This is a genomic window from Pelagibacterium halotolerans (assembly GCF_044811015.1).
Taxonomy (GTDB): Bacteria; Pseudomonadota; Alphaproteobacteria; order Rhizobiales; family Devosiaceae; genus Pelagibacterium; species Pelagibacterium halotolerans_A.
Window position 1 is genome coordinate 1,343,861 of the sequence record NZ_CP085243.1, and the last position, 22,938, is coordinate 1,366,798.

Sequence of the window (22,938 nt, forward strand, 5' to 3'; positions counted from 1 at the left end):
CCGCCGGACTGTCTATATTATCGGAGTGGTCGGGAAGGCTCACGCCTCCCCGACCGGTGCCTAGATGAAAAGCGAGACCCGGAGTTCCAGTGTCCAGCTGCTCCGGGTCTTTTTCAACCTAAGCGTGACGCACAGCGGTAGAAACCACATTGTCGTCACCTCCGATTTGAGGGCAAGGCCGTTGCCTCGGCCGGGATGGCCCATCCTTCCCGGTGCGCGGGCTGACTCCGCGCCTGCTGCTTCGCCCTCAAACAGGTGACCCGGGTATATAGAGTTCTTGCACTCCGCGAATAGTCAACCCGCGCCTCAAAGCAACAGGACGTCCCGCCATGCCCATCACACGACGCGGATTTGTCGCAAGCCTCGCCTGCACCGGTCTTGCCGCGCCGTTCATCGCACGCACTGCCGTCGCCCAGGACGGCATTGCGAACCACGAATCCCTACAGTCGGCCATCGATGCCAGCACCAACGGTCGTCTCGTCCTGCCGCCGGGCGAAATCTTCACGAGCCCGATCCGCCTGCCCTCGGGCTTCGTTCTCTCCGGCGTCCCCGGCGCCTCACGTCTCGTGCACACTGGCGAAGGCCCCCTCGTCCTTGTCGACGATGTCGAGGGCGTCACGATCACCGGCGTCGCATTCGACGGCGACGGCGCGGACGGCGAGGAATGGCATGGCGGTCTCATCCACATCACAAATGCGTCCGGCGTCACCATCCGCGACTGCGCCGTGACGAACACCGCACTCAATGGCATCGCCGCCCTTTCGAGCGCGGTCACCATCGAAACCTCGCGCGCCGACGCTTCCGCCAGGACCGGCATCTTCATCTATGACGGGATCGCCACCACTCTGCGCGGCAACCACATCCATGATTGCGGCAATGGCGGCATCCGCGTCTGGCGCGGCGAGAACGGCCCGGACGGTGCCATCGTCACGGGAAACCGCATCGAGCGCATCGACTGGACGAGCGGCGGCAACGGCCAGAACGGAAACGGCATCAACGTCTTCAGGGCGGACGGGGTCATCGTTTCGGACAACTGGATCTCCGATTGCGCCTTCTCCGCCATCCGCCTCAACACGACCGACAATTGCCAGGTCCGCGGCAACACCTGCCTCAAGTCCGGCGAGGTCGCGATCTTCTCCGAATTCGGTTTTTCCGGTTCGGTGATCGCCAACAACATCGTCGACGGCGCAGCGGCAGGCATTTCGATGACGAATTTCAACGATGGCGGCCGCCTCGCCACCTGCACCGGCAACATCGTGCGAAACATCGCCGAACGCTCCGAGGTCAACCCGGACACCGACCCCTATGGCATCGCCGCGGAAGCCGATGCGGTCATTTCCGGCAATGTGGTCGATAGCGTCCCAGGCATAGGCATCGCGGCGGGCTGGGGACCGTACCTGCGCGACGTCACGGTCACCGGCAATCTCGTCCGCGACGCCGATATCGGCATCCTCGTTTCAGTCGCCGAAGACGCGGGTGCGGCAGCAGTCACCAACAACACCATCGCCGGCGCCCGCCGCGCCGCGATCGCGGCCAGCCGCTGGGACGAGGTCGCGACCACCGACCTCGCGGCGGACGCGGGGGACTATCCGCAGCTCACGGTCGCGGGCAATTCTGTCAGAGAGTGACCCGCACCCCGTCCGTCGCCTCCAGCACCCCCACCTCGATCCCGCGCCAGTTCGTCGAAACCTGCCGCGAGAACTTCGCGAGCACTGCCGCCTGTTCCGCATCCGGGTCCGCCACCGCCGCAAGCAGCCCCGCGATCATCGCCGTCGCCGCCTTGGGGTTGCCGTCATCGCATTTGAGCGCGAAGCCGAGCCCCCTGTCGCGCAGCGCGCCGCAGAAGACGCCCTCGGCGCCGATCTTGATCATCAACCGGCCCCTGAACACCGTCATAGCCTCGGTATCGAATGCCTCAGTCCCGGCAATGAGGAACGGATGCGCGGTCGCTGCGTCGAACAGCCGCTGCGACGCCGCCGCCATCGGCGCGGACAGCCCCTCCCCTGTCGCCATGCGCGCGAACCCCCGCGCAAAGCTCTTGAGTGGAGCCGCCCATGTTGGGATCGAGCATCCGTCGGTGCCGCATTTGTGCTCGGTCATCGGCGTATCGAGCACCGCTTCCACCGCCGCGCGCACCCGCTTTTGCACCGCGTGCTCGCGCGTCACATAGCCCTTCGTGTCGATCCCCAGCGCCCTGGCCACCGACAGCATGCCCGCATGTTTGCCCGAGCAATTGTTGTGAAGCGGCGACGGCGCCTCGCCAGCCGCCTTGAGTGCCTTGCGCGCGGCGGGGCTCGTGGGCGGATGCGCGCCGCATTCGAGATCGTCGACCGTCAGCTCCGCGCGCTCGAGCATCGTCCGCGCCACCCGCACGTGCTCGGGCTCGCCGTAATGCGATGCGCAGGCGAGCGCCAACGCCTCGTCGTCCATCGCAAAACGCGTATCGGCGCCGGTCTCGAAAATCGGCAGCGCCTGAAGCGCCTTGATGGCCGAGCGCGGAAAAATCGCGCGCTCGATATCCCCAGCAGACGCAATCACATCCCCGTTCGCGTGGGCAATACAGAACGCCCCGCGATGGCGGTTTTCCGTCCAGTTCCCGCGCGTGAATGTGGCAAGTATGGGGTTGGCGTCCATGCTTTGGTCCTTGTTGCAGGCAGGCCTTGCGATTCTGTGTTGCCTGCCCGGAAACGGGTCAGATTCCAAGGCAATCAAGGATCGCACGGGCGGCATAAAGTCAAGATTGAACCCATTGCGCACGAAAGCGTTACCGGTCCGGACCATCAATTTTGCCCGGCGGGCCTGACTTTAGGTCAGAAACAAATCACCCTTTGTGGAGAAATGCTCATAAGGCGTTGAACATTCCGCGATTTTGGCTATTCCCTGCTATTCATACTCCTGTCATTTGTAGTAAACTTTTTACCTAGAAGCGGGTCCGCAACGGGAACGGGTCCAAAGCAAAGTCTGGGAGAACAGACACACTGGTACACGCCGCAGCGAAGTGGAGGGAGGGCTGAGGTGTGAGCCAGCCAAGATCGGGAGGGGCCTCACCCTATGTCGGCTACACGTTTGCTGGTTTTAGCCATTGTCCGGGCACACCGGCGTGCGCATGGCTATCTCGTTGGTCAGGATCTGTTGGCTTGGCAAGCCGACAAATGGGCCAACACCAAGACCGGTTCCATCTATCACGCGCTTCGCCAGCTTGCGAAAGAGGGCCTTTTGAAAGCGCACGAGATCGAGGCAACCGAATCCGTCCCGGCGCGGACAGATTATGAAATCACGGAGGCGGGGGAAGAGGAATTCCAGCGCTTGATGGCCAAGGCGTTGATCGAACCCGAGCCCAGGCCGGATTTTTTCTGCGCCGGTCTTGTCTTCATGTCCGCCCTGCCGCGCGAGACGGTGTTGAAGTTTCTGCGTCAGCGACGTGATATCCTGTTTGAACACCAAACCGCGGTCCTCGACGCTTCGGGCCAGGCCCAATGGACCGGTGGTGACGCGTTGCCCCCGCATGTGGAAGCGCTCCTGAGCTTCTGGATGCACAACACATCCTGCGCCTACGATTGGGTTCAAGGCCTCATCGGCAAGATCGAAGGCGGTGCGTATATCTTTGCGAACGAGAACGCGAAAGCGTTCGGCCAACCCGGCGCGCGCGTGGCGTTTCATTAGGGCGGGATGCGGAAAAGTTGGAACCGGCTTTCCGCAAGAATCCGCGACAACAAAAGGTTAGTACGTTGCCTGGTGGACCGTATCATCATTTCAGATGACACGGCCCACTAGTTGAGCGTCTTGTCCTCGGCAACAAACGCGGTGAACGCCTGGATCATTTCGCTGAGCATCTCGGCCCGCTCCACGCACATCAAATGACCCGCGCCCCTGAGCATTTCATACCGCGCGCCCGGGATCGACTTGGCAAGCTGCGCCACAACGTCCGGCGGCGTCGAGCCGTCCTCTTCGGCCGAAATGCACAACGCCGGCACCGCGATTTCCATCACCGCCGCCCGCAGATCGGCATCCCGTAACGCCGCGCAGGTGGCGATATAGCCATTGGCCGGCTGGCGGGTGAGCATATTGCGGTAGCCCGCCAACTCGTCATTGTCCGGCGTGCGGAAGGCTGACGTGAACCAGCGTTCGAGCGTTCCCTCGGCAAGCGCGGCGATGCCGCCCGCCTCCACCGATGCGATGCGCGCGTTCCACGTCTCGGCATCTGCGAACCGCGCCTTGGTGCCGCACAGGATAAGCCCTTTCACCTTCTCGGGGTGCGTCAACGCAAGTTGCTGGGCGATCATGCCGCCCACCGAAAGCCCACAGACGAAGGCACGCCCGATTTCCGTGTGTTCGAGCAGGAAAGCAAGGTCCTCGGCGTGCCGTTCGATCGTTACCGGCGCAGATCCGGCGTCCGATAGTCCGTGGCCGCGCTTGTCGTAGGTCAGGATCGTGTACTTCCCGGCCAGCCGCACGATAACATCCCGCCAGATGCGGAAATCGGTCCCCAGCGCGTTGGAAAAGACGATCGCGGGTTTGTCCGGCCCCGCCCCGATCACCTGATAATGGATGACGGCATCGTCGATCCTGACGAACTGCATATCGGCTCTCCTGCTGGTGGCGTGGGTGTTTGCCGTCGGGGTTACCGCAAACCGATGCACGCTTGCAATGATCGTCTGCGGAACGGATCTCGCGGCTCCTGCAAGCTGTGACAATCGCCGCGTCGCATGCTAAACGATTGCCCGCGTTGGCCGTCTTGCCACGGCCAGGAATGAACAAACACGTGAACATCTCGGGCTGAATGCAATTCAGCCCGAGATGCTTCAGAAGGGCACGACGCGTATATGGCGGCGACGGACGAACCAGTGATCGACATCTCCAGTGCCGATGGCGTCGTTGTCGCAAGCCTTTCCGGCTCGTGGACCGCGCAATGGGCACGCGAGATGCAGACCCGCATCGAAGCGGCGTTCAAGGATCGGCCGGCCCCGCCCGCGGTACGGTTCGATTTCCATCATGTCACCGGGCTCGATACCGTTGGCGCGTGGCTCATCGCGCGCAAGCGCGACCTCTTTTCGCAAGACGGCACGGTCGAGATCGCCCAGGCCACCGAGGCGTACACGGCCCTTCTGGACCGGGTCAACAAGGTGGGTCCGCACATCAAGCCTCCACGCCGTGGGCCGCCCTGGTATCTCGCGCCGTTCGACGGGCTTGGCAAGATGAGCGTGAACGCGCTGCGGGACATCTTTCTCATCCATGCGGTCATGGGCCAGACCGTCACGGCGGGGGCCGCAACGCTTGGCCTACAGGCACGGTTCCGGTTCACCGCCTTCATCAACCAGTTCGATCTCATCGTCTTCCGCGCGGTGCCCATCGTCGTGCTGATCTCGCTCGTCGTCGGCTCGATCATCACCCAGCAAACCATTCTTCAGCTCAACAATTTCGGCGTCGGCATCTATGTCGTCGATCTCGCGGCCATTCTGATGCTGCGCGAGGTTGGGCTGCTGCTCGCCGCCATCATGATCGCGGGCCGGTCGGGATCCGCGATCACCGCCGAGTTGGGCACCATGCGCATGCGCGAAGAGCTCGATGCGCTCGCCATCATGGGCGTCGATCCCTATCAGGCGCTCATCCTCCCGCGCATGCTCGCGCTTCTGATCGGTATGCCGGCGCTCGCGTTCATCGGCTCGCTCGCCGGGCTTGCCGGGTCGGCGGTCGTCGCGCTCACCTATGGCAACATTCCCATCGAAACGTTCCTCGACCGCCTCCAGGACACGCTGACCTTCCAGTCGCTCTTCGTCGGCCTCATCAAGGCCCCGGTGATGGCCTTCATCATAGGGCTTGTCGCGACGAATGAGGGCTTCAAGGTCCGGGGCAGCGCCGAATCTCTGGGCCGCCACACCACTGCATCGGTGGTGCGCGCGATCTTCCTGGTCATCGTCGCGGATGGGCTGTTTGCGATCTTCTTTGCGGCGATCGGATATTAGGGCCTGTTAACACTTATGGATAGGGGTTTGATTTTGCATAAATCGTTCAATGACAAGCGTTTCTCGGGGTGCGGGGTTATCCCCCGTGCCGCGAGAAACGCGCCGTCAGTGGGCGATTTATGCAAAACCCTCCGGGCGCGCCATAGTCCGGCCCCTTATCGCGAAAAATCCCGCTTGTGGACATTGGTCCACGGCGCGGCATTTTCCACGAAAGTTGCGCAGACTATGGCGCGTCAAACCGCTATCCATAAGTGTTAACAGGCCCTAACATGCTGAACCCCGCTGCCGATCCCATCATCTCGATCAAGGACCTCGTCGTCGGCTTCGACGAGACCAACGTCATCGAAGGGTTCAGCCTCGATGTCCGGCGCGGCGAGGTGCTCGGCGTGATCGGCCCGTCGGGTTCGGGCAAATCCGTGACCCTGCGCGCGATCATCGGGCTTCTGCCCAAGCGCGGTGGCGTTATCGAGGTTCTGGGCTCCGATTATTCCGCTCTGTCGCGCCGTGAGCGCGTTGAAATCGAACGGCGTTGGGGCGTTCTTTTCCAGCAGGGCGCGCTGTTTTCCTCGCTGACCGTGCTCGAGAACGTCGAATTCCCCATGCGCGAATATCTCGGGCTGCCCAAAAAGCTTCGCCATGAGATCGCCCGGTTCAAGATCGACCTCGTGGGCCTGAGCCCGGGCGCGGAGAACCTCTACCCGTCCGAACTCTCGGGCGGCATGATCAAGCGCGCCGCGCTCGCCCGCGCGCTCGCGCTCGACCCGCAGATCGTTTTCCTCGACGAGCCCACCGCCGGGCTCGACCCCATCAGCGCGGCCAAATTCGATGAGCTTCTCCTCGATTTGAAGGACGCGCTGGGGCTGACCGTGTATATGGTCACGCACGACCTCGACAGCCTGACGACGGTCTGCGACCGTATCGCGGCGCTGGGCAAGGGCAAATTGCTCAGGGTGGGGAGCCTGCCCGATATGCTCGCGGCGGACGATCCATGGCTCGTCGAATATTTCCACGGCCCGCGCGCGCGGCATCTGGAGAAGGCAGTACCCGAAGAGAGAACGCATGGAATATAAAGCCAACTACGCCATCGTCGGCGCGTTCGTAACCCTCGTTCTCGCTGCCTTTGCCGGTTTCGTCTACTGGTTCAGCGAAGCGGATTCCGCCGTGCCGCGCACACCCTACACCATCGTTTTCGATGGCGCGGTCACCGGGCTGGGGGTCGGCACCAACGTGCTGTTCAACGGCCTGCCGGTCGGCGAAGTCACGCACGTTAACATCAACCCTGACAATCCCAGCCAGGTGCTTGCGCACGTTCAGGTCAATGCCGACGCTCCGGTGATGAAAGACACAAAGGCCTCGCTGGAGGTTCAGGGGCTCACCGGCGCCGCCCAGATCCAGCTTCTGGGAGGCACCATCGCCGCCGGGCCGCTCGAGCCCGCGCCGGGCGAAACCGTCGCGGTGCTTCAGGGCCAGCCATCGGACTTCCAGGTCATCATGGAAGGCGCGCGCGAGATCGTGACGACGGCCCAGGATACCTTCACCCGCATCGACACTTTCTTCGTCCAGAACGAGGACCGGCTGTCCACAACGCTCGCCAATATCGAATCGCTCTCCTCCTCGCTCGCGGGTCTGGCCGGGGACACTGGAGAAGGTTCGGACTTCCAGTCCATCATTTCGAACGCGGCCGATACGCTCGAAAGCGCGACGGCGACCTTCCAGCGCATCGAAACCTTCGTCAACACAAACGAGCAAAGCCTTTCGGCCACGATCGCCAACGCCGAAACCTTCTCTGAGGCGCTCGCGAGCAACGCCGACGGGGTGGAAAGCTTCCTTTCCTCGGTCACCAGCACGAGTGACCAGATCCGTCCGCTGGCCGACGAATTGCGCAACCTCACCGCCGATATCCGCGAGATCGTTCAGGTCATCCCGCCCGACCAGGTACGCCAGACCTTCGACGACGTGAGCACCTTCGCGCAGTCGCTTTCCGCCAATGTCGACAACATCGACGGGTTCTTCGACGACGCCCGTTCGCTCGCGAGCAATCTTTCGGGGGTGTCCGACGGGCTTCAGGGCACGCTTAACCTCATCGACCAGGCGTCGTCCTCGATCGATCCCGACGTGATCGCCCGCGCCATGAACAACATCGACGCCTTCTCGGAGGCTCTGGGCAACAATTCCGACAATGTCGACGAGATCATCGTCAACGCGCGCGCGCTGACCGATACGCTCAATACCGCGGCGACGAACGCCGACACGCTTCTCACACGCATCGATAATATGATCACCAGCGAGGACGGCGAATCGTTCTTCACCGAGGCGAGCAGTGCCATGACGTCGATCCGGCAACTCGCCGAACGGCTCGATGAGATCGCCGCGTCCGACGATATCTCCACCCTCGTGACAGATTTCTCCGACGCCGCCACATCCTTGCGCCAGATGGCGCAGAACCTCGATGCGCGGATGACCGAAATCACGTCGGGGATCACCGACTTTACCAATCGCGGTCTGGGCGCCTACACTTCGCTCGCGGTCGATGCGCGCGGCACGCTGCAGCGGCTCGACCGTATCCTGCAGAGTATCGAACGCAATCCGCAGGTCCTGGTCTTCGGCGGGGACACGATCCGCGATTTCAGGCCGTAGTAGTTGAGGATATAGCGTAATGGGACAGACATACGGTCGCCGGGCGTTTCTCACCCTCTCGGCAATGGGGCTCACTTCGGCGCTTGCGGGGTGCTTCGGCGTGCAGAAGCTCACCACGTACGACCTCACCGCCGCCACGCAGGATGTCGTCCCACGCCGGTCGAACCGCACGGTAATCGTCGACCTGCCCGACGCCATCCAGATCTACGATAGCGAGCGCATCGTCGTACGCGAAACGGGCGGCGTCCTCTCTTACCTTGCGGATTCGCAATGGTCCGACACGCTCCCCCGCCTGGTGCAGACCCGTATGCTGCAATCGTTCCGCGATGCCGGCGTCGCCAATATCGGCCGCCCGTCCGATCCGCTCGATGCCGATGTGATCCTCTCCACCGACGTCCGCGCCTTCGAGCTCGACACGACGTCGGGCGCTGCCATGGCCCGCGTATCGCTGGCCGTCCGCCTCGTCGACGACTGGAACCGCCGCATCATCGCAAGCCAGACTTTCTCCGCGGATGTCCCCGCCACCAACCTCAACGCCCCCAACGTCGTCGCCGCGCTCAATACCGCGCTGGATGCCGTGCTCGTGGAGGTCGTGGGGTGGACGGCAGCGCGGGCATAAAGAGGCAACCGACCACGGCAGCGCATAGAGCAGTCGCCGCCGTTCAATCGCCCGGCGGTTCGGTCCAACCGATGCGCATGGCCCATTCGTTGGCCCCTTCGACGATGATATCGAAGACCGGGTCCTTTATGTCGTAATAGGCGTCTACATCAGTCGCGAAGCGCTCCGCCAAGCGGCGTTTGATGAGGGCGTAGGCGTCCGCAGCGACCTTGTGAGAACGTAGGAAATCGCGGCACAATAGAGCGTACCGTTGATTGAACCGCCCCTTCTCCCGGATGTGGATGTGCGCGGGCCGGGCAGCGCCTCTGAAAAACAGTTTCGCCAGATCATCCGCCGGCATTTCCATACCGGGCGGGCAATGATCGAGACGGGCCGCAATATGCCTGAACCCAAGACCTTCAAGGCGCGCCGGGTCTATCCGATCGAGCGCGTCGACGCTGATCTGGATGTCGATCACATCCTTGGCGGCGAGCCCGGGAACGGCGGTCGAACCGATATGGTGGAAGACCGACCTGTCTGGCACTGCGCCAAGCAGCACTGCTTTCAACGCCGCGAAATCATCGGGCCAGGACGAACTGGGGGGAACGATTTCAATTGTGTTCATAGCCTGTCCCATCGTCCACATTTACCCTCGCCAGACCTTACCCCGGCGCCATCCGCTCAAACCTCTGCAACCCGGCATCGACCACGTCCCAGGCATACCCACGGACGCCGTAAGTAACCACCACCGGATTGAACTGTCCCGGATCGTCGAGGCTGGCGGCATGGACCGCGATCAGGTCCGGCATTGCCGCGAATGTGAGATAGACCGGCGTTCCACACGTCGGACAGAAGGCGTGAATCTTCTCGTTTCCGCTATCGCCCGCAACCCGCCAGGTTTTCGCCTCGCCCGTAACACGCATCTCGGCGCGCTGGGGGAAGGTCAGATACGACCCGTGCCCTGTGCCGCTTCGCTTCTGGCAATCGCGGCACTGGCAGTGGTTCTCGAAAATGGGGGCGCTATCGGTTTCGTAACGGATCGCGCCGCACGCGCATCCGCCGGTATAGGACTTGGCCATGATTTGGGTTCCTTGGAAGGTTCTGGATTTCGGCCCGCGCCGGATCAGGCGGCCTTGGGTTTTGCGAAGACGTCGAGCCCGCGCCCGGTTTCCAGGAAAGATTTGAGGCTGGACAGAACGATCGGCCACCCTTTGCTGATGCCGTTCGCCATGCCGCTTCCGGCTTCGAGTTCGTCATGGGTGACGGTCAGCCGAACCATATCCTCGTACGCATCGATATCGAACGTCACGCGGCTATAGGCCGCTGGATCGGACGCCTGCGATGCGTTCGCCCAGGTGATGACAAGGCGGTGCGGCGGCGAGACTTCGACGACGTCGCCAACGAGTTGGACCGTCCGTTCGTCATCGGCGCGGATATGCTCCCATTTCGATCCGGGTTGCCAATCGGAGACGTTCTCATGCCCCCAGTAGCGCTTTGCCACCTCCGGTTTCGTGATGGCTTCGAACACTTTTTCCGGTGTTGAAACAATGTAGGTCACGTAGACAAAGCTGGTCGTTTCCTTGGTCATTCCTTTTCTCCTTCGAGTTCTTTTTTCAGATCGTGCAGCAGGCTGAGCCGCTGACGTTCGAACTTCCGCACCCAGCGTTCGTAGACTTCGTGCAGGGGCACGGGATTGATGAAATGTAGCTTTTCGCGGCCGCGCTTCACCGTGCTCACCAGATTGGCCTCCTCTAATATCCCCAGATGCTGGGTGGCGGATTGCCGGGCCATATCCAGGTTCTCGCAAAGCTGGCCAAGCGTCTGGCCGTTCTTCTCGCAAAGACGGTCGAGCAGCTTCCTGCGTGTGGGGTCGCCCAGCGCCTTGAAAACCTTGTCAGCGTCCATCGGTCTCTCTCATGTTCGACACCAAATATGCAGGTAAATACCTGCATGTCAAGAGGCAGGCCGAACTGCGACTCGGTCGTCGGCCCCGCGCCTGCTGCGCAACCTGTTCTCCCGCACTATGCCGTTCCAGCGTGCAAGCCCGCGCCCGCTCCGTTATTGTCCACGTCCGATCCCGTCCGAATCAGATTGCCATGCGCCCCTCTCCCATCTCCGCGATCCTCGCCACCACCGTGTTCCTTTCCGGCGCATCCTTCGCCTCGACAGCGCCCTATCGTGCTATTGTGGGAGTCGAGACGCTGGGGCTGTCCAACGCGATCTATGCCTTGGTGATGGTGCTCAACGCGCTTGGCGGCGCGGCGGCCGCGTTGGCGCTGGGGTGGTTCTCCGACATGGTGGGAGACCGGCGCTGGCTCGTGCTGATCTGCGCCGTCGTCGGCGGATTGGGGTTCGGCTTCATTTGGGCTTTCCAGACACCGATTGCCTACATCATCGCCTTCTGCCTGCTGGTGCCGTTCGGCAACGCCCTCTTTTCGCAGAGCTTCTCGTATTCGCGCGCCTATTACGACAAGATCGATGCCAAGCGTTCGGAATTCATGATGTCGATCCTGCGGAGCCTGTTTACGGTCGCATGGGTCGTCATGCCGCCCCTTGCCGGCTGGATTGCGGCGGAAACTTCGTCCTTTTCGGTCTTTGGCCTGGCTGCGGCGATGCATGTCGGCAGCACGCTGCTGATCGGACTGCTCTTCGCCCAGCCCAAGGCCCGGATCGGTGTGCCCCGGCATACCGGATCGATCGCCGACGCCGTCGATCTCCCCAAGGCCACGATTGCACCCGGGCACCGGATCGGCATTGTGGGCGTGACGCTCGCGCGGGTCGCGCTTCAGATCAACATGACCGTACTGCCGCTCATCATCCTGCGCGATCTTAGCGGCAGTCTGGCCGATGTCGGGATCAACGCAGCCGTCGCCGCGGCAATCGAGGTTCCCTTCATGATCGGCTGGGGATACCTTGCCATGCGCATGCCCAAGGAAACCATCCTCGCGATAAGCTGCGCCATTTTCGCTCTCTACATGGTCCTCATGGCCGTCGCCCAATCGGTGTTGCAGGTTCTCATGCTCCAGGGCATTGCCGCCATCGCGATTGCGGCGCTCATGAGCATCACCATCAGCTATCTGCAGGAAGCGATCAAAGGGCGGGTGGGGCTGTCGACCTCGCTGATGGATGTCACGCAGGTGCTTTCCGTCATGGGCGCGTCCGCCGTTTTCGCGCTCAATCCCGGCGCGCTCTACGCCCCTCTCATGGGTGTCGCGGCGCTGTTGAGCATAGCCGCCGCCCTACTGCTGATCGCGGCGGGTCGCCTCGCCCGGCGCGAAATCGCCGCCGGAGCGACCGTCGACTGATGGAGGACGCGAACGGTATGCGGTAACGCGAGCGGGATTTCCCTCGCGCCCCGTCCTGCGGCGCGCTATTGAACCGCGATGACCAACGCCGCACCCTTCGAAATCTTCCTCATGGCCCCGCCCGGCCTCGAATCCGCCCTCGCCGACGAGGCCCGCGCCAAGGGCTTCGCCGATCCAAAACCCGTCCCCGGCGGTGTCATCACCCAAGGCGGCTGGCTGGACATCTGGCGCGCGAACCTCACCCTGCGCGGCGCAGGCCGTGTCCTCGCCCGCATCGCGGAATTCCGCGCGCAGCACCTCGCCCAGCTCGACAAGCGCGCCCGCCGCGTCCCCTGGGCCGAGGTCCTCAGGCCCGATATCCCCGTCCGCGTCGAAGCCACGTGCCGCAAGTCGAAGATCTACCACTCCGGCGCCGCCGCCCAGCGCATCGCCACCGCGATTGCCGAGGAGCTTGGCGCCCCAATCGCGGACAACGCCGCGCTCACCATCAAGGCGCGCATTGACAACGACGTTGTCACGATCAGCATCGATACGTCCGGAGAGTCGCTCCACAAGCGCGGCCACAAGGAAGCCGTTGCCCGCGCGCCGATGCGCGAAACGCTCGCGGCGCTCTTTCTCTATCAATGCGGCTATGATGGGCACGAACCCGTGCTCGACCCCATGTGCGGCTCGGGCACCTTCGTCATCGAAGCGGCTGAAATCGCCGCCAACCTCGCCCCCGGCCGCGCCCGGAGCTTCGCCTTCGAGGATCTTGAAACCTTCGACGCCAAAGCCTGGCAAACCCTCCGCGCCTCGACCACCCCGACCGTCCCCACAGCCCGCTTCTACGGCAGCGACCGCGACCCCGGCGCCATCCGCATGAGCCAGGCCAACGCCGAGCGCGCCGGCGTCGCCAACTGGACCGAATTCGCCCAACGCACAATCTCCACCCTCACCCCACCCGAAGGCCCCCCGGGACTCGTCATCGTCAACCCGCCCTATGGCGCGCGGATCGGCAACAAGGGGCAATTGACCGCCCTCTACGCCGCGCTGGGCCAAACGCTCCTTACCCGCTTTTCCGGCTGGCGCGTGGGGCTGATCACGAGCGAACCCGGCCTCGCCAAAGCCACCCGCCTGCCGTTCGTGCCCACAGGCGCGCCGGTGGACAATGGCGGGATCAGGGTGACGCTTTATCGGACGGGGGTGTTGAGCTCTTAATCCCAGTCCTCAATGCACAACCCGGAAACACGCTGGAATTCGCCAGTATTACGGGTGATCAACGTCATCCCCCGCGCTTTGGCCTGTCCGGCAATCAGCACGTCGTAAGGACCAATCGGTGACCCGGCCCGCTTAAGTTCGGCGCGAATCTCCCCCGCGACGCGGGCATCCTCGCCATCGTAGTCGAGCACAGAAATATCGGCAAAGAGTAGCCTCAACGTTTCGAGATTGAATGCGATGCGCTCGCTCTTATAGGCCCCGAAGTAGAGTTCGTGCGCGACAATTGACGAAACGCCTAGCGCGCCCTCTGCCAGATCCTCTATACGGCGCCATAACGCATCCGACCGTCGACCGATAAGGTCGATAACTGCGTTGGTATCCAGCAGATATTCCATCAGCGAAACGCCCTGTCGAGCGCCGGCCGCTCCTGCTCTCCGGACTGCTCGCGCCCATCCTCCATAAAATCCTCGGAAAACCCGCGCGCCGCAGCCGCGTGCAACGCCGCCCAGCGTCCTTTTAAAACGCGATGGGGGCGCAATACGACCGCATCGCCTTCGCGGGAAATTTCCACTTCGTCCACATCGAAGCGGAACTCCTTGGGCAAGCGCACGGCTTGGGAGTTGCCGGACTGGAACACACGCGTCGTTTGGGGCATAGCGAAGACCTCCGGGACCAGAAAGATATACGCTATTGTATATACTCTGTCTTGCCGAACCGTGCAAGAACCAAGCACCTCCCAGCACAGTCGCCTTCACCCGTCCGGCCCACGCACTCTGGACCACCCGCCCTCAAACCGTGTACCAAACATGGCCAAGAGGAGCCTGCCGAACCTAATGTCCCGACCGCCCTTCACCCCAATCATCGAAGCGCTGCCCGCCACCGTGCCGTTCGTCGGCCCGGAAACCATCGTCCGGGAAACCGGCCGCCCGTTTCGTGCTCGCCTGGGTGCCAACGAATCCGGCTTCGGCCCCGCACCGTCGGTCATCGCGAAAATGCGCGAGGTGGCGCCGGAGGTCTGGGCCTATGGCGATGCGCAGAACCATGATATCCGCGCCGCGCTCGCCGCGCATCTGGGCGTTGGGCTCGAAAACGTCACCGTGGGCGAAGGGATCGACGGGCTTTTAGGCCTCACCTGCCGGCTGTTCCTTTCACCGGGGGACCGCGTCGTCACCTCGCTGGGCGCCTATCCGACATTCAACTACCATGTCGCCGCCCAAGGTGCCGCGCTCGCCACGGTCCCCTATGTGGACGACCGGGAATCGCTCGAAAGCCTCCTCGCCGCCACGCGCGAAGAGCCGACACGGATCGTCTACCTCGCCAACCCCGACAATCCGATGGGCACGGTCTGGACCGCCGACAAGGTCGCGGCCTTCATCGCCGCGGTCCCCGAAGAGACCCTGATCGTGCTGGACGAGGCCTATTGCGAGACCGCACCGCAATCCGCCTTCCCCGCCTTCGATACCGCCCGCCCCAACCTCCTGCGCTTCCGCACCTTTTCGAAAGCCTATGGCCTTGCCGGCATGCGCGTGGGCTATGCCGTTGGCCACCAGGACGTCATCGCCGGCTTCGACCGCATCCGCAACCATTTCGGCGTCACCCGCATGAGCCAGGCCGCCGCGCTTGCTGCCCTGGCGGATCAGGCCTACCTCGCCGAAGTCGTCGCAAAGATCGCCCGTGCCCGCGAGACGATCTACGCCTTCTCGTCCAATCTGGGCCTCGCGACCATCCCCTCCGCCACAAATTTCGTCGCCATCGATTGCGGCCGCGATCACGATTACGCGCTCGCCGTCCTCAACGGCCTCGCCGAACGCGGCGTTTTCGTACGCAAGCCCGCCGCCCCGGTTCTCAACCGCTGCATCCGCATGAGTGTGGGCCCGGACGAAGAGTTGGCGATTGCCGCCGAAGCGCTCGAAGATACGCTCAGAGCCTGACCCGAAAGTTTGCGCCGGGGGCTCTCGAGGCGCCGGGGGGAAACGCCTTTCACCCCACATTGATTACCATCAAGGGAGCCGGACGCGTTTCATGGGAGTATAATCGTCCAAACGGGAGAACGGGATCATGAAGACAGTTCAACATATCCTCGATGCCAAGGGCCACGATGTGTACGCGGTCGGACCCGACGATACCGTCGAAGACGCACTCCGGATGATGGCGCACAAGAACATCGGTGCCGTCCTCGTCATGGACGGCGAACGCCTCGCCGGTATTTTCACCGAGCGGCATTATGCTCGCAACGTGTTCCTCAAGGGCCGCACCTCGCCCACCACGCGCGTGGCCGAGGTCATGAACGAAGACGTGCTCTATGTGGAGCCTGCGCAGTCCGCCGAGGCCTGCATGGCGCTGATGACCGACAAACGGATCCGGCACTTCCCGGTCCTCGACGAAGGCCGGATCGTCGGCGTCATTTCCATCGGCGACCTGATGAAAGCCATGATCGACGACCGCGAGTACGACATCGCGCAGCTTGTGCAATACATGCATGGCGCGGGCCGGATGTGAAGGGCGGACGGCGCGCCGTCTGGAAGCCTCTCAAGAATAACTGCGCCGGACCGGAACGGACCGGCCGTCAAGACAGGCTCCTACTCGCCGAGCACGCGCCGCCGCTCCTCATACTCGGCCTTGTCGATCTCTCCGCGGGCAAATCGTTCCTTGAGAATGTCGAGCGGCGTTCGGGAAGACGGCGGCGCTATCGTCTGCGCCGGCCCACCGAGCCAGCGGACGATTAGCACCACTATGGCGATCAACGCCGCAAGGAAGAGGATCATGAAAAGCGGACCAAAAATCATGCCGTACCAGCCTCCATTCCACCACATGCCATGCGGCCCCCAGGCGTAGCGTTCGACATCCACCTCTGCCTGCGCCCAGGCCGCGCCGGGCACAACGGCCAAGGCTGCGCCTGCACTACATGCAAGCCGTCTCCAAAAGGTTTCCATTGGGTCACTCCGTCATTGACATCCAAATCCTATATGGCCTACCGGTCCGCGCATTGCGTTAGATCAAAACCACCGTCAGGTTCCCGGTTCCATACTCTCCAGCCATTGTAAAATGGCCACCATTCCGGAAGTCGCGGAAACGGCTTAATCCCAAAGGTACCTGTGTGACGATCAACCCTTGAAACGCTCCGTCCTTCGGCGCATTCCACGCAGCGTCTGGGCGCCGTGCCCGGCGCATCGACCCTCACGGTCGGCTTCATCGAGGGCATTGCCGGGGCGATCTCCAACATCACCAAGATTTTCGCCGGCGCGATCTGGGAACTGGCTCGGCCATCACAAAACCGGTACTCCCACTCGCAAACACTGTCGGCTGGATCGTCATCGCCCACTTCGTCGACCGCATCGGCAAGGGCGTTCGCGGTGCGCCGCGCGATGCGCTCATTGCCGGCATCACACCGCCGAACCTGCGTGGCGCGAGCTTCGGCCTGCGCCAGTCGCTCGATACGGTCGGTGCCTTTATAGGTCCCCTGGCCACGATCGCACTCATGGCGCTGACCGCCGAAAATTTCCGCGCCGTCTTCTGGGTGGTCGCCGCGGCATCGGCGGTCCTGATGCTCGCCCGCGTCAGCGAGGCGTTCCTCATCCTGCGGGCGCAGGACGTGGACCTGTCTGTCGCGCTCGTGCCGGCGGTTAGAGCCCAACGGGAAATTCGGCGGCGGAGGGCTGACGAGGGATTTTCCGCCTTCCACGGGCAAACAAAACCCGCCAGACCGACCCGACCGGCGTTTAAATCGGGCTCTTGGAGCCTGACCTAACAGTCTGACGGCCTCCAGGCCTTGTTCACTTCGAGACGTCCGCACAATGCCAGCCCACCCCACCCGTCATTCCGGGGCTTGTTCCCGGAATCCCGCCACGCGCTGTCCAGCGCGTGAAAGGACTCCCTGCCCCGCACACCGCCCCTTGCACCGCCCGACAACCCCGTACACACTCCTCCCATAACAACCCCGCAGGCCCATCCATGCCAACGTCCCGCACCGGCGGCCAGATCCTCATCGACCAGCTTGCCATCCACGGCATCGAAAACGTCTTCTGCGTCCCCGGCGAGAGCTATCTCGCCGCGCTCGATGCGCTCTACGAGTCCCCGATTTCGATCACCGTCTGCCGGCAGGAAGGCGGCGCGGCAATGATGGCCGAGGCAACAGGGAAACTCACCGGCAAGCCGGGCATATGTTTCGTCACCCGTGGGCCGGGCGCAACCAACGCAGCCCATGGGGTCCATATCGCAAAGCAGGATTCCACCCCGATGATCCTGTTCGTGGGCCAGGTGGGGCGCGACATGCAGGGCCGCGAAGCGTTTCAGGAGCTCGATTATCGCGCCGTCTTCGGAACCATGGCCAAATGGGCCACCGAGATCGACGATGCCGCACGCATCCCCGAGGTCGTCGCGCACGCTTTCGCAGTTGCAACTTCCGGGCGCCCCGGCCCCGTCGTCATCGCGCTGCCCGAGGACATGCTGACGGAAGCCGCCGAGGTCGAAGACGCGCGGGCCTATACGGTCCCCGATCCTGTCCCCTCCGCGGCCGACATCGCCGCAGTTCTGGATTCGGTCGAGTCCGCCGACCGTCCGCTCGCCATTCTCGGCGGCAGCCGCTGGACAGCGGAAGCACGCGACGCCATGCACAGCGTTGCCGAAGCGTTCGGTCTGCCCGTGGCGGTCTCGTTCCGCCGGCAGATGCTCTTTTCGGCGGATCACCCCAACTATATCGGTGACCTCAGCCTGGGCCCCAATCCGTCGCTTGTCGCCTATGCCAAATCCGCCGATCTCGTGCTCCTCATCGGTACGCGCCTTTCGGAGGTGGCCAGTCAGGGCTATACGCTCCTGGATGCGCCTACCCCCCGCACGCGGCTCATCCACGTGCACCCGGACCCGAATGAACTCGGCCGCGTCTATCAGACTGAACGCGGCATCGCGACGTCGCCCTCCGCCTTCGTCGAAGCGCTCGCGGGCGCCCTGCCCGCGTCCCGGATCCGCCGCAACGCTGTTGCCGCCGAGCGTGCGGCGTTCGAGGCGTGGAATACGCCCAGGTTACGCGAAACCGGCGCCGTCGATATGGGGGCCGTCATAGCCTGGCTGCGCGAGACACTGCCACCCGAAACCGTGCTCACCAATGGCGCGGGCAACTACGCCACATGGCTGCACCGGTTCTACCGCTTCACACGATTTAACACCCAACTTGCCCCCACCTCGGGCAGCATGGGTTATGGTGTTCCAGCGGCGGTTGCTGCCGCACGGCTCGATAAGGGCCGGCCGGTCGTCGCGTTTGCGGGCGATGGGTGTTTTTTGATGAACGGACAGGAATTTGCGACGGCAATTCAATATGATCTGCCGATCATCGTGGTCATCGTGGACAATGCGATGTACGGCACGATCCGCATGCATCAGGAGCGGGAATATCCGGGCCGGGAGATGGGAACCGCGCTCACGAACCCCGATTTCGCGGCCTATGCGGAGGCCTTTGGCGGGTATGGCGAACGCGTTGAAACAACAAGCGAATTTGCTCCGGCCTTCGAGCGCGCGAGGGCCGCGGGCAAGCCCGCGATCCTCCATTGCATCGTCGACCCGGAAGCGATCACGATCGATGCGACGCTCTCGGAAATCCGCGCCAGGGCTTTGTCATCGTAAGCGCGACAATTGTTCCATTGTCGCGCACGATGAAAACCCGCTAGCCGAGCACGGATTTCACCGCGTCGACGGTTTTTTCCACAACGATATCCGCCTCGGCTGGGGTGAGGCAGAAGGGCGGCGCGAAGCCGATGATGTCGCCCTGTGGCATGGCGCGGGCGATCACCCCGTTCTTGGCCATCTCGGCTGAAATCCTGGGGCCTACCTTCTCGGAAACGTCAAAGAATTCAGTCGCTTCTTTATCCTTGGCGAGCTCTACAGCGCATATCATCCCCTCGCCGCGCACCTCGGCCACATACGGATGATCCGCCAGCGCCGCAGCCATTGCCTTGTTGAGATATGCACCTGTTTTCCCAGCGTTTTCCACAAGACCGAGCTGATCGATGAGGTTCAAATTGGCCACACCGGCAGCCGCACCGATCGGATGGGCCGAATAGGTCCAGCCATGCCCGATCGGACCGAACTCATCGGTGCCATCCTCGAGCACTTTCCACACCTTTTCCGAGACAATCGACCCGGAAAGCGGAGCGTAGGCGGAGGTCAGGCCCTTGGCGATGGTGATGATGTCGGGTTCGATGCCGTAGTGAAACGAACCGAACATCGAGCCAAGCCGCCCGAAGCCGGTCACCACCTCGTCAGCGATGAGCAGAATGTCGTGCTTTTTCAAGACCTTCTGGATCGCCTCCCAATAACCCTCCGGCGGCGGAACGATGCCGCCGGTCCCCAGAACAGGCTCCCCGATGAAGGCCGCAATCGTATCCGCGCCCTCGCGCTCGATCAGCGCTTCGAGCTCGGCGGCGCAATGCGCGACGAACTGCGCTTCACTCAACGCCTTGTTTTTCCTGCGCAAATAGTAAGGCGCCTCGGTGTGGATCACCTGAGCCAGCGGCAGGTCGAATTTGTTGTGGAAGGCCGCAAGGCCGGTCAGCGACCCGGTCATCAGCCCCGATCCGTGATAGCCACGCCAGCGCGAGATGATCTTCTTTTTCTCCGGGCGACCCAGTATGTTATTGTAATACCAGATCAATTTTATATTGGTTTCATTGGCGTCCGAGCCACCGAGGCCGAAATAGACCTTGCTCATATTCCTCGGAGCGCGGTCGAGAATCATCTTGGCGAGCGTGATCGAAGCCTCGGTGCCGTGGCCGACATAGGCGTGATAGTACGCTAACTCCTTGGCCTGCCTCGCAATTGCGTCAGCGATCTCGGGCCGGCCATAGCCGACATTGACACAGTAGAGCCCCGCGAACGCATCGAGCAGCCGGTTCCCGTCGCGGTCCTCGATATAGACGCCTGAGCCGCCGGTAACGATGCGACTGGGGCTTTCGCCGCGCGCGTGCTGGGCGAGATGGGTCGAGGGATGGAAGAAGTTTTCGCGGTCCCAGCGGTCGAGTTGATCGTTCGAGAGCATTGTTGTTTTCCTTTTTTCTTGAATGGGTTAGCGCCAGTCGCGGCAAACGTATTTGACTTCGGTAAATTCTTCCATCCCCAACCGGGCACCCTCGCGGCCCATGCCGGATTGCTTGTAGCCGCCGAAGGGAATGGGTGCACCGGTCACCTTGGTGCGGTTGACCGCGACCATGCCGAATTGCAGCCGTCGCGAGGCACGATAGATGCGGCGCGGGTTGTTGGTGTGGAGGTAGGCGACGAGGCCGTATTCGGTCGCATTTGCGCGTGAAAGCGCCTCCTCTTCGGTGTCGAATGCGCAGAGCGCCGCCACCGGTCCGAAAGTTTCTTCTTTCATAATCAAAGCATTATCGGGAACGTCAGCGAGCACAGTCGGTTCGAAGAACAACGGCCCCGCCGCGTGCCCACCGCCGCCGGTCAGAAGCCGGGCGCCCTTGGCCACGGCATCCTCGACATGGCTCTTCTGCTTGGCAATGGCGCGCTCGTTCATCAGCGGGCCGATATCGGGATCGGTATTCCCCGGCCCGACGCTCAACGCCGCTGTCGCCCTGGCGAAGCGCGTACAGAAGGCCTCATAAACCGGGCGTTCGATATAGAACCGGTTGGCGCCGAGACAGTCCTGCCCGGATGTCGCGAACTTCGCCTTGATCGCCTCGGCAACGGCCTGATCGAGGTCGGCGTCGGCGAAGACGATGAAAGGCGCATGGCCGCCCAATTCCATCACAAGGCGTTTCACGGTATCGGCGGATTGCCGGTAAAGCAGCCGACCGATTTCGGTTGAGCCAGTGAAGGACAACACCCGCACGCGCGTATCGCGGGTCCATGGCTCGACGATGGTGGAAGCCTTGCCCGTAACCACGTTGAAGCAGCCGCCCGGCATCCCCGCTCGACTGGCCAATACCGCGAGTGCGGTCGCCGAATAGGGCGTCTCGGACGATGGATGCACGACGCAGGTGCAGCCGGCGGCGAGCGCGGCGGCGGCCTTGCGCGTGATCATGGCCGAGGGGAAGTTCCACGGCGTAATGAGCGCGGCAACGCCCGATGGCTCGCGCCAGATCTCCACCTCTGCATCGGGAAGATGCGAGGTGACGGACTCGATATTGGGCCGCTTCGCCTCCTCGGAATAGAACTCGATGAAGCTTGCGGCATAGTCGATTTCGCCGCGCGCCTCGGAGAGGGGCTTGCCCTGCTCGGCCGTCATGATTTGCGCAAGGTCTTCCCTTGCGTCGACCATCAGCTCGAACCAGCGGCGCAGGATCGCGGCGCGCTCTTGCGGCAACAGCCCGGACCATTGCTCGAACGCAGCCTCCGCGGCATCGACCGCTGCGATTGCGTCCTCGGCTTCGAGCGATGGGATGGCCCCGATGGCGGTGCCGGTGGCGGGGTCGGAAACGGCAAGGTCCGTACCGGTGCTAGAGGCGACGGCCTGTCCGTTGATATGGGCGAATTCGCAAAGGAGTTCAGGGTCGGCAAGAAGGCTTGCGAGCCCGGATGGCTGATGTTTGTGAGATGAATTGGACATGATCGGGTGCTCCCAAGGCGATGGGAGAATCATAGCGATCATTGCGGAGAGACGTTCGCCAAACTAAGCCGCGCGAAGCGATGGTTGTTCTCCCGGGAGCCATCCCGAAGCGAGGAAAATTCTCCCCAGGCGGAATTTAGCCCGGCTCGGCGATGATGCCGACCGGCAGGGGCGTATCCTTCACCGGCATGGTGACGACATAGGAATAATAGCGGTTAACCCCGATCTTTGCCGCCAGAAGGTTTTCGATCAGTTTCTGATAACTCTCGAGGTCGCGGGTCATCACCTTGAGCATGTAGTCGATACCGCCCCCCACCGCCCAACATTCGACGACTTCGGGGATGTCTGCAATGGCCTTTTCAAAGCGCGCGAAGTCCTCGGCCTGATGGCTTTGCAACTCGATCTCGACGAAGATGACCGAAATTGGCCCCAGTGCCCGCAGCGATATGCGCGCGCCATAGCTCTCGATAATCCCTGCGTCCTCCAGCCGCTTGAGGCGCTCCCAGCAGGGCGTTGGGGTCAGATTGACCCGCTCGGCCAGCGTGGCCTTGGGAATGCGGCCTTCGTGCTGAAGGATCGAGAGGATTTTCAGATCACGATCGTCGAGTTTAGCCCGCATTTCTCACATTCCTTGCGCCCTGCGTCGGATTTTGGCGAGTCGCATACGGGTGCGGAGCGAAAAAGCATAGTAAA

Annotated in this window: 23 protein-coding genes and 1 pseudogene; 12 read left to right on the top strand and 12 right to left on the bottom strand. The window is 62.8% G+C overall.

The window, feature by feature from the left end; all coding sequences use genetic code 11:
• Positions 1-329 precede the first annotated feature (329 nt).
• Positions 330-1,628 (top strand): TIGR03808 family TAT-translocated repetitive protein, encoded by a 1,299-nt coding sequence (locus tag LG281_RS06655; protein ID WP_404405595.1) that lies wholly within the window; start codon positions 330-332, stop codon positions 1,626-1,628.
• Here the strand turns inward: LG281_RS06655 and LG281_RS06660 are convergent.
• The gene (locus LG281_RS06660) at positions 1,618-2,634 is read right to left on the bottom strand and encodes an asparaginase (protein WP_404406645.1); all 1,017 of its coding nucleotides are present in this window, start codon (positions 2,632-2,634) and stop codon (positions 1,618-1,620) included. The genes LG281_RS06655 and LG281_RS06660 overlap by 11 nt on opposite strands.
• A 417-nt stretch (positions 2,635-3,051) precedes the next feature.
• Here LG281_RS06660 and LG281_RS06665 point away from each other — a divergent pair, with 417 nt between their 5' ends.
• Positions 3,052-3,663 (top strand): PadR family transcriptional regulator, encoded by a 612-nt coding sequence (locus LG281_RS06665; protein WP_404405597.1) that lies wholly within the window; start codon positions 3,052-3,054, stop codon positions 3,661-3,663.
• Between the two features lie 107 nt (positions 3,664-3,770).
• Here the strand turns inward: LG281_RS06665 and pcaD are convergent, their stop codons facing one another.
• Positions 3,771-4,580, bottom strand: a complete 810-nt coding sequence (gene pcaD / locus LG281_RS06670; protein WP_404405599.1) for a 3-oxoadipate enol-lactonase — start codon at positions 4,578-4,580, stop codon at positions 3,771-3,773.
• Between the two features lie 243 nt (positions 4,581-4,823).
• Between pcaD and LG281_RS06675 the strand changes: the two genes are divergently transcribed.
• The 4 genes from LG281_RS06675 (at position 4,824) to LG281_RS06690 (ending at position 9,219) form a co-directional block, all read left to right on the top strand.
• Positions 4,824-5,963 (top strand): ABC transporter permease, encoded by a 1,140-nt coding sequence (locus LG281_RS06675; protein ID WP_404405601.1) that lies wholly within the window; start codon positions 4,824-4,826, stop codon positions 5,961-5,963.
• Between the two features lie 269 nt (positions 5,964-6,232).
• Positions 6,233-7,033, top strand: a complete 801-nt coding sequence (locus tag LG281_RS06680) for an ABC transporter ATP-binding protein (protein ID WP_404405603.1) — start codon at positions 6,233-6,235, stop codon at positions 7,031-7,033.
• The gene (locus tag LG281_RS06685; RefSeq protein ID WP_404405605.1) at positions 7,023-8,600 is read left to right on the top strand and encodes an MlaD family protein; all 1,578 of its coding nucleotides are present in this window, start codon (positions 7,023-7,025) and stop codon (positions 8,598-8,600) included. The genes LG281_RS06680 and LG281_RS06685 overlap by 11 nt, the downstream gene beginning before the upstream one ends.
• Before the next feature lie 19 nt (positions 8,601-8,619).
• On the top strand, positions 8,620-9,219 hold the full coding sequence (locus LG281_RS06690; RefSeq protein WP_404405607.1) for an ABC-type transport auxiliary lipoprotein family protein: 600 nt from the start codon (positions 8,620-8,622) through the stop codon (positions 9,217-9,219).
• 43 nt (positions 9,220-9,262) lie between these two features.
• Here the strand turns inward: LG281_RS06690 and LG281_RS06695 are convergent, their stop codons facing one another.
• The 4 genes from LG281_RS06695 to LG281_RS06710 are packed head-to-tail and all read right to left on the bottom strand — an operon-like array spanning position 9,263 to position 11,103.
• The gene (locus tag LG281_RS06695; protein WP_404405609.1) at positions 9,263-9,823 is read right to left on the bottom strand and encodes a GrpB family protein; all 561 of its coding nucleotides are present in this window, start codon (positions 9,821-9,823) and stop codon (positions 9,263-9,265) included.
• Positions 9,824-9,860: 37 nt separating this feature from the next.
• A complete protein-coding gene (locus LG281_RS06700; protein ID WP_404405611.1) occupies positions 9,861-10,277 on the bottom strand; it encodes a GFA family protein in 417 nt (138 codons plus the stop codon).
• Between the two features lie 44 nt (positions 10,278-10,321).
• Positions 10,322-10,786, bottom strand: a complete 465-nt coding sequence (locus LG281_RS06705; RefSeq protein ID WP_404405613.1) for an SRPBCC family protein — start codon at positions 10,784-10,786, stop codon at positions 10,322-10,324.
• Positions 10,783-11,103, bottom strand: a complete 321-nt coding sequence (locus tag LG281_RS06710; protein WP_404405615.1) for an ArsR/SmtB family transcription factor — start codon at positions 11,101-11,103, stop codon at positions 10,783-10,785. The genes LG281_RS06705 and LG281_RS06710 overlap by 4 nt, the downstream gene beginning before the upstream one ends.
• A gap of 191 nt (positions 11,104-11,294) precedes the next feature.
• Between LG281_RS06710 and LG281_RS06715 the strand changes: the two genes are divergently transcribed.
• Both LG281_RS06715 and LG281_RS06720 read left to right on the top strand, forming a co-directional pair.
• Positions 11,295-12,503 (top strand): MFS transporter, encoded by a 1,209-nt coding sequence (locus tag LG281_RS06715; RefSeq protein WP_404405617.1) that lies wholly within the window; start codon positions 11,295-11,297, stop codon positions 12,501-12,503.
• Positions 12,504-12,581: 78 nt separating this feature from the next.
• A complete protein-coding gene (locus LG281_RS06720; RefSeq protein ID WP_404405619.1) occupies positions 12,582-13,700 on the top strand; it encodes a class I SAM-dependent RNA methyltransferase in 1,119 nt (372 codons plus the stop codon).
• On the opposite strand, the gene LG281_RS06725 is transcribed toward LG281_RS06720, so the two are convergent.
• Positions 13,697-14,098: a type II toxin-antitoxin system VapC family toxin gene (locus tag LG281_RS06725; RefSeq protein ID WP_404406647.1), complete on the bottom strand. Its 402-nt coding sequence runs from the start codon at positions 14,096-14,098 to the stop codon at positions 13,697-13,699. The two genes, LG281_RS06720 and LG281_RS06725, sit on opposite strands and share 4 nt — an antisense overlap.
• Positions 14,095-14,355, bottom strand: coding sequence for an antitoxin (locus tag LG281_RS06730; protein ID WP_404405620.1), 261 nt, complete (start codon positions 14,353-14,355; stop codon positions 14,095-14,097). Before LG281_RS06730 ends, LG281_RS06725 begins: the two co-directional genes overlap by 4 nt.
• Positions 14,356-14,533: 178 nt before the next feature.
• Here LG281_RS06730 and LG281_RS06735 point away from each other — a divergent pair, with 178 nt between their 5' ends.
• Positions 14,534-15,631, top strand: coding sequence for a pyridoxal phosphate-dependent aminotransferase (locus LG281_RS06735; protein WP_404405622.1), 1,098 nt, complete (start codon positions 14,534-14,536; stop codon positions 15,629-15,631).
• 127 nt (positions 15,632-15,758) lie between these two features.
• Positions 15,759-16,199 carry a CBS domain-containing protein gene (locus LG281_RS06740; protein ID WP_404405624.1) on the top strand — a complete coding sequence of 147 codons (441 nt, stop codon included), beginning with the start codon at positions 15,759-15,761 and terminating at the stop codon, positions 16,197-16,199.
• A gap of 80 nt (positions 16,200-16,279) precedes the next feature.
• Here the strand turns inward: LG281_RS06740 and LG281_RS06745 are convergent, their stop codons facing one another.
• Positions 16,280-16,579 carry an SHOCT domain-containing protein gene (locus tag LG281_RS06745; RefSeq protein ID WP_404406649.1) on the bottom strand — a complete coding sequence of 100 codons (300 nt, stop codon included), beginning with the start codon at positions 16,577-16,579 and terminating at the stop codon, positions 16,280-16,282.
• A gap of 270 nt (positions 16,580-16,849) precedes the next feature.
• On the opposite strand from LG281_RS06745, the pseudogene LG281_RS06750 reads away from it, so the two are divergent.
• Both LG281_RS06750 and LG281_RS06755 read left to right on the top strand, forming a co-directional pair.
• Positions 16,850-17,325 (top strand): annotated as a pseudogene (locus tag LG281_RS06750) (MFS transporter); the annotation flags it as partial.
• A gap of 326 nt (positions 17,326-17,651) precedes the next feature.
• Positions 17,652-19,316: a thiamine pyrophosphate-binding protein gene (locus LG281_RS06755; RefSeq protein WP_404405626.1), complete on the top strand. Its 1,665-nt coding sequence runs from the start codon at positions 17,652-17,654 to the stop codon at positions 19,314-19,316.
• Positions 19,317-19,356: 40 nt separating this feature from the next.
• On the opposite strand, the gene LG281_RS06760 is transcribed toward LG281_RS06755, so the two are convergent.
• The 3 genes from LG281_RS06760 to LG281_RS06770 all read right to left on the bottom strand — a co-directional run bounded on the left by LG281_RS06760 (position 19,357) and on the right by LG281_RS06770 (position 22,864).
• On the bottom strand, positions 19,357-20,727 hold the full coding sequence (locus LG281_RS06760; protein ID WP_404405628.1) for an aspartate aminotransferase family protein: 1,371 nt from the start codon (positions 20,725-20,727) through the stop codon (positions 19,357-19,359).
• A 27-nt stretch (positions 20,728-20,754) separates the two neighbouring features.
• A complete protein-coding gene (locus tag LG281_RS06765) occupies positions 20,755-22,245 on the bottom strand; it encodes an NAD-dependent succinate-semialdehyde dehydrogenase (RefSeq protein WP_404405630.1) in 1,491 nt (496 codons plus the stop codon).
• A 136-nt stretch (positions 22,246-22,381) separates the two neighbouring features.
• Positions 22,382-22,864, bottom strand: a complete 483-nt coding sequence (locus tag LG281_RS06770) for an Lrp/AsnC family transcriptional regulator (RefSeq protein ID WP_404405632.1) — start codon at positions 22,862-22,864, stop codon at positions 22,382-22,384.
• Between the last annotated feature and the right edge of the window lie 74 nt (positions 22,865-22,938).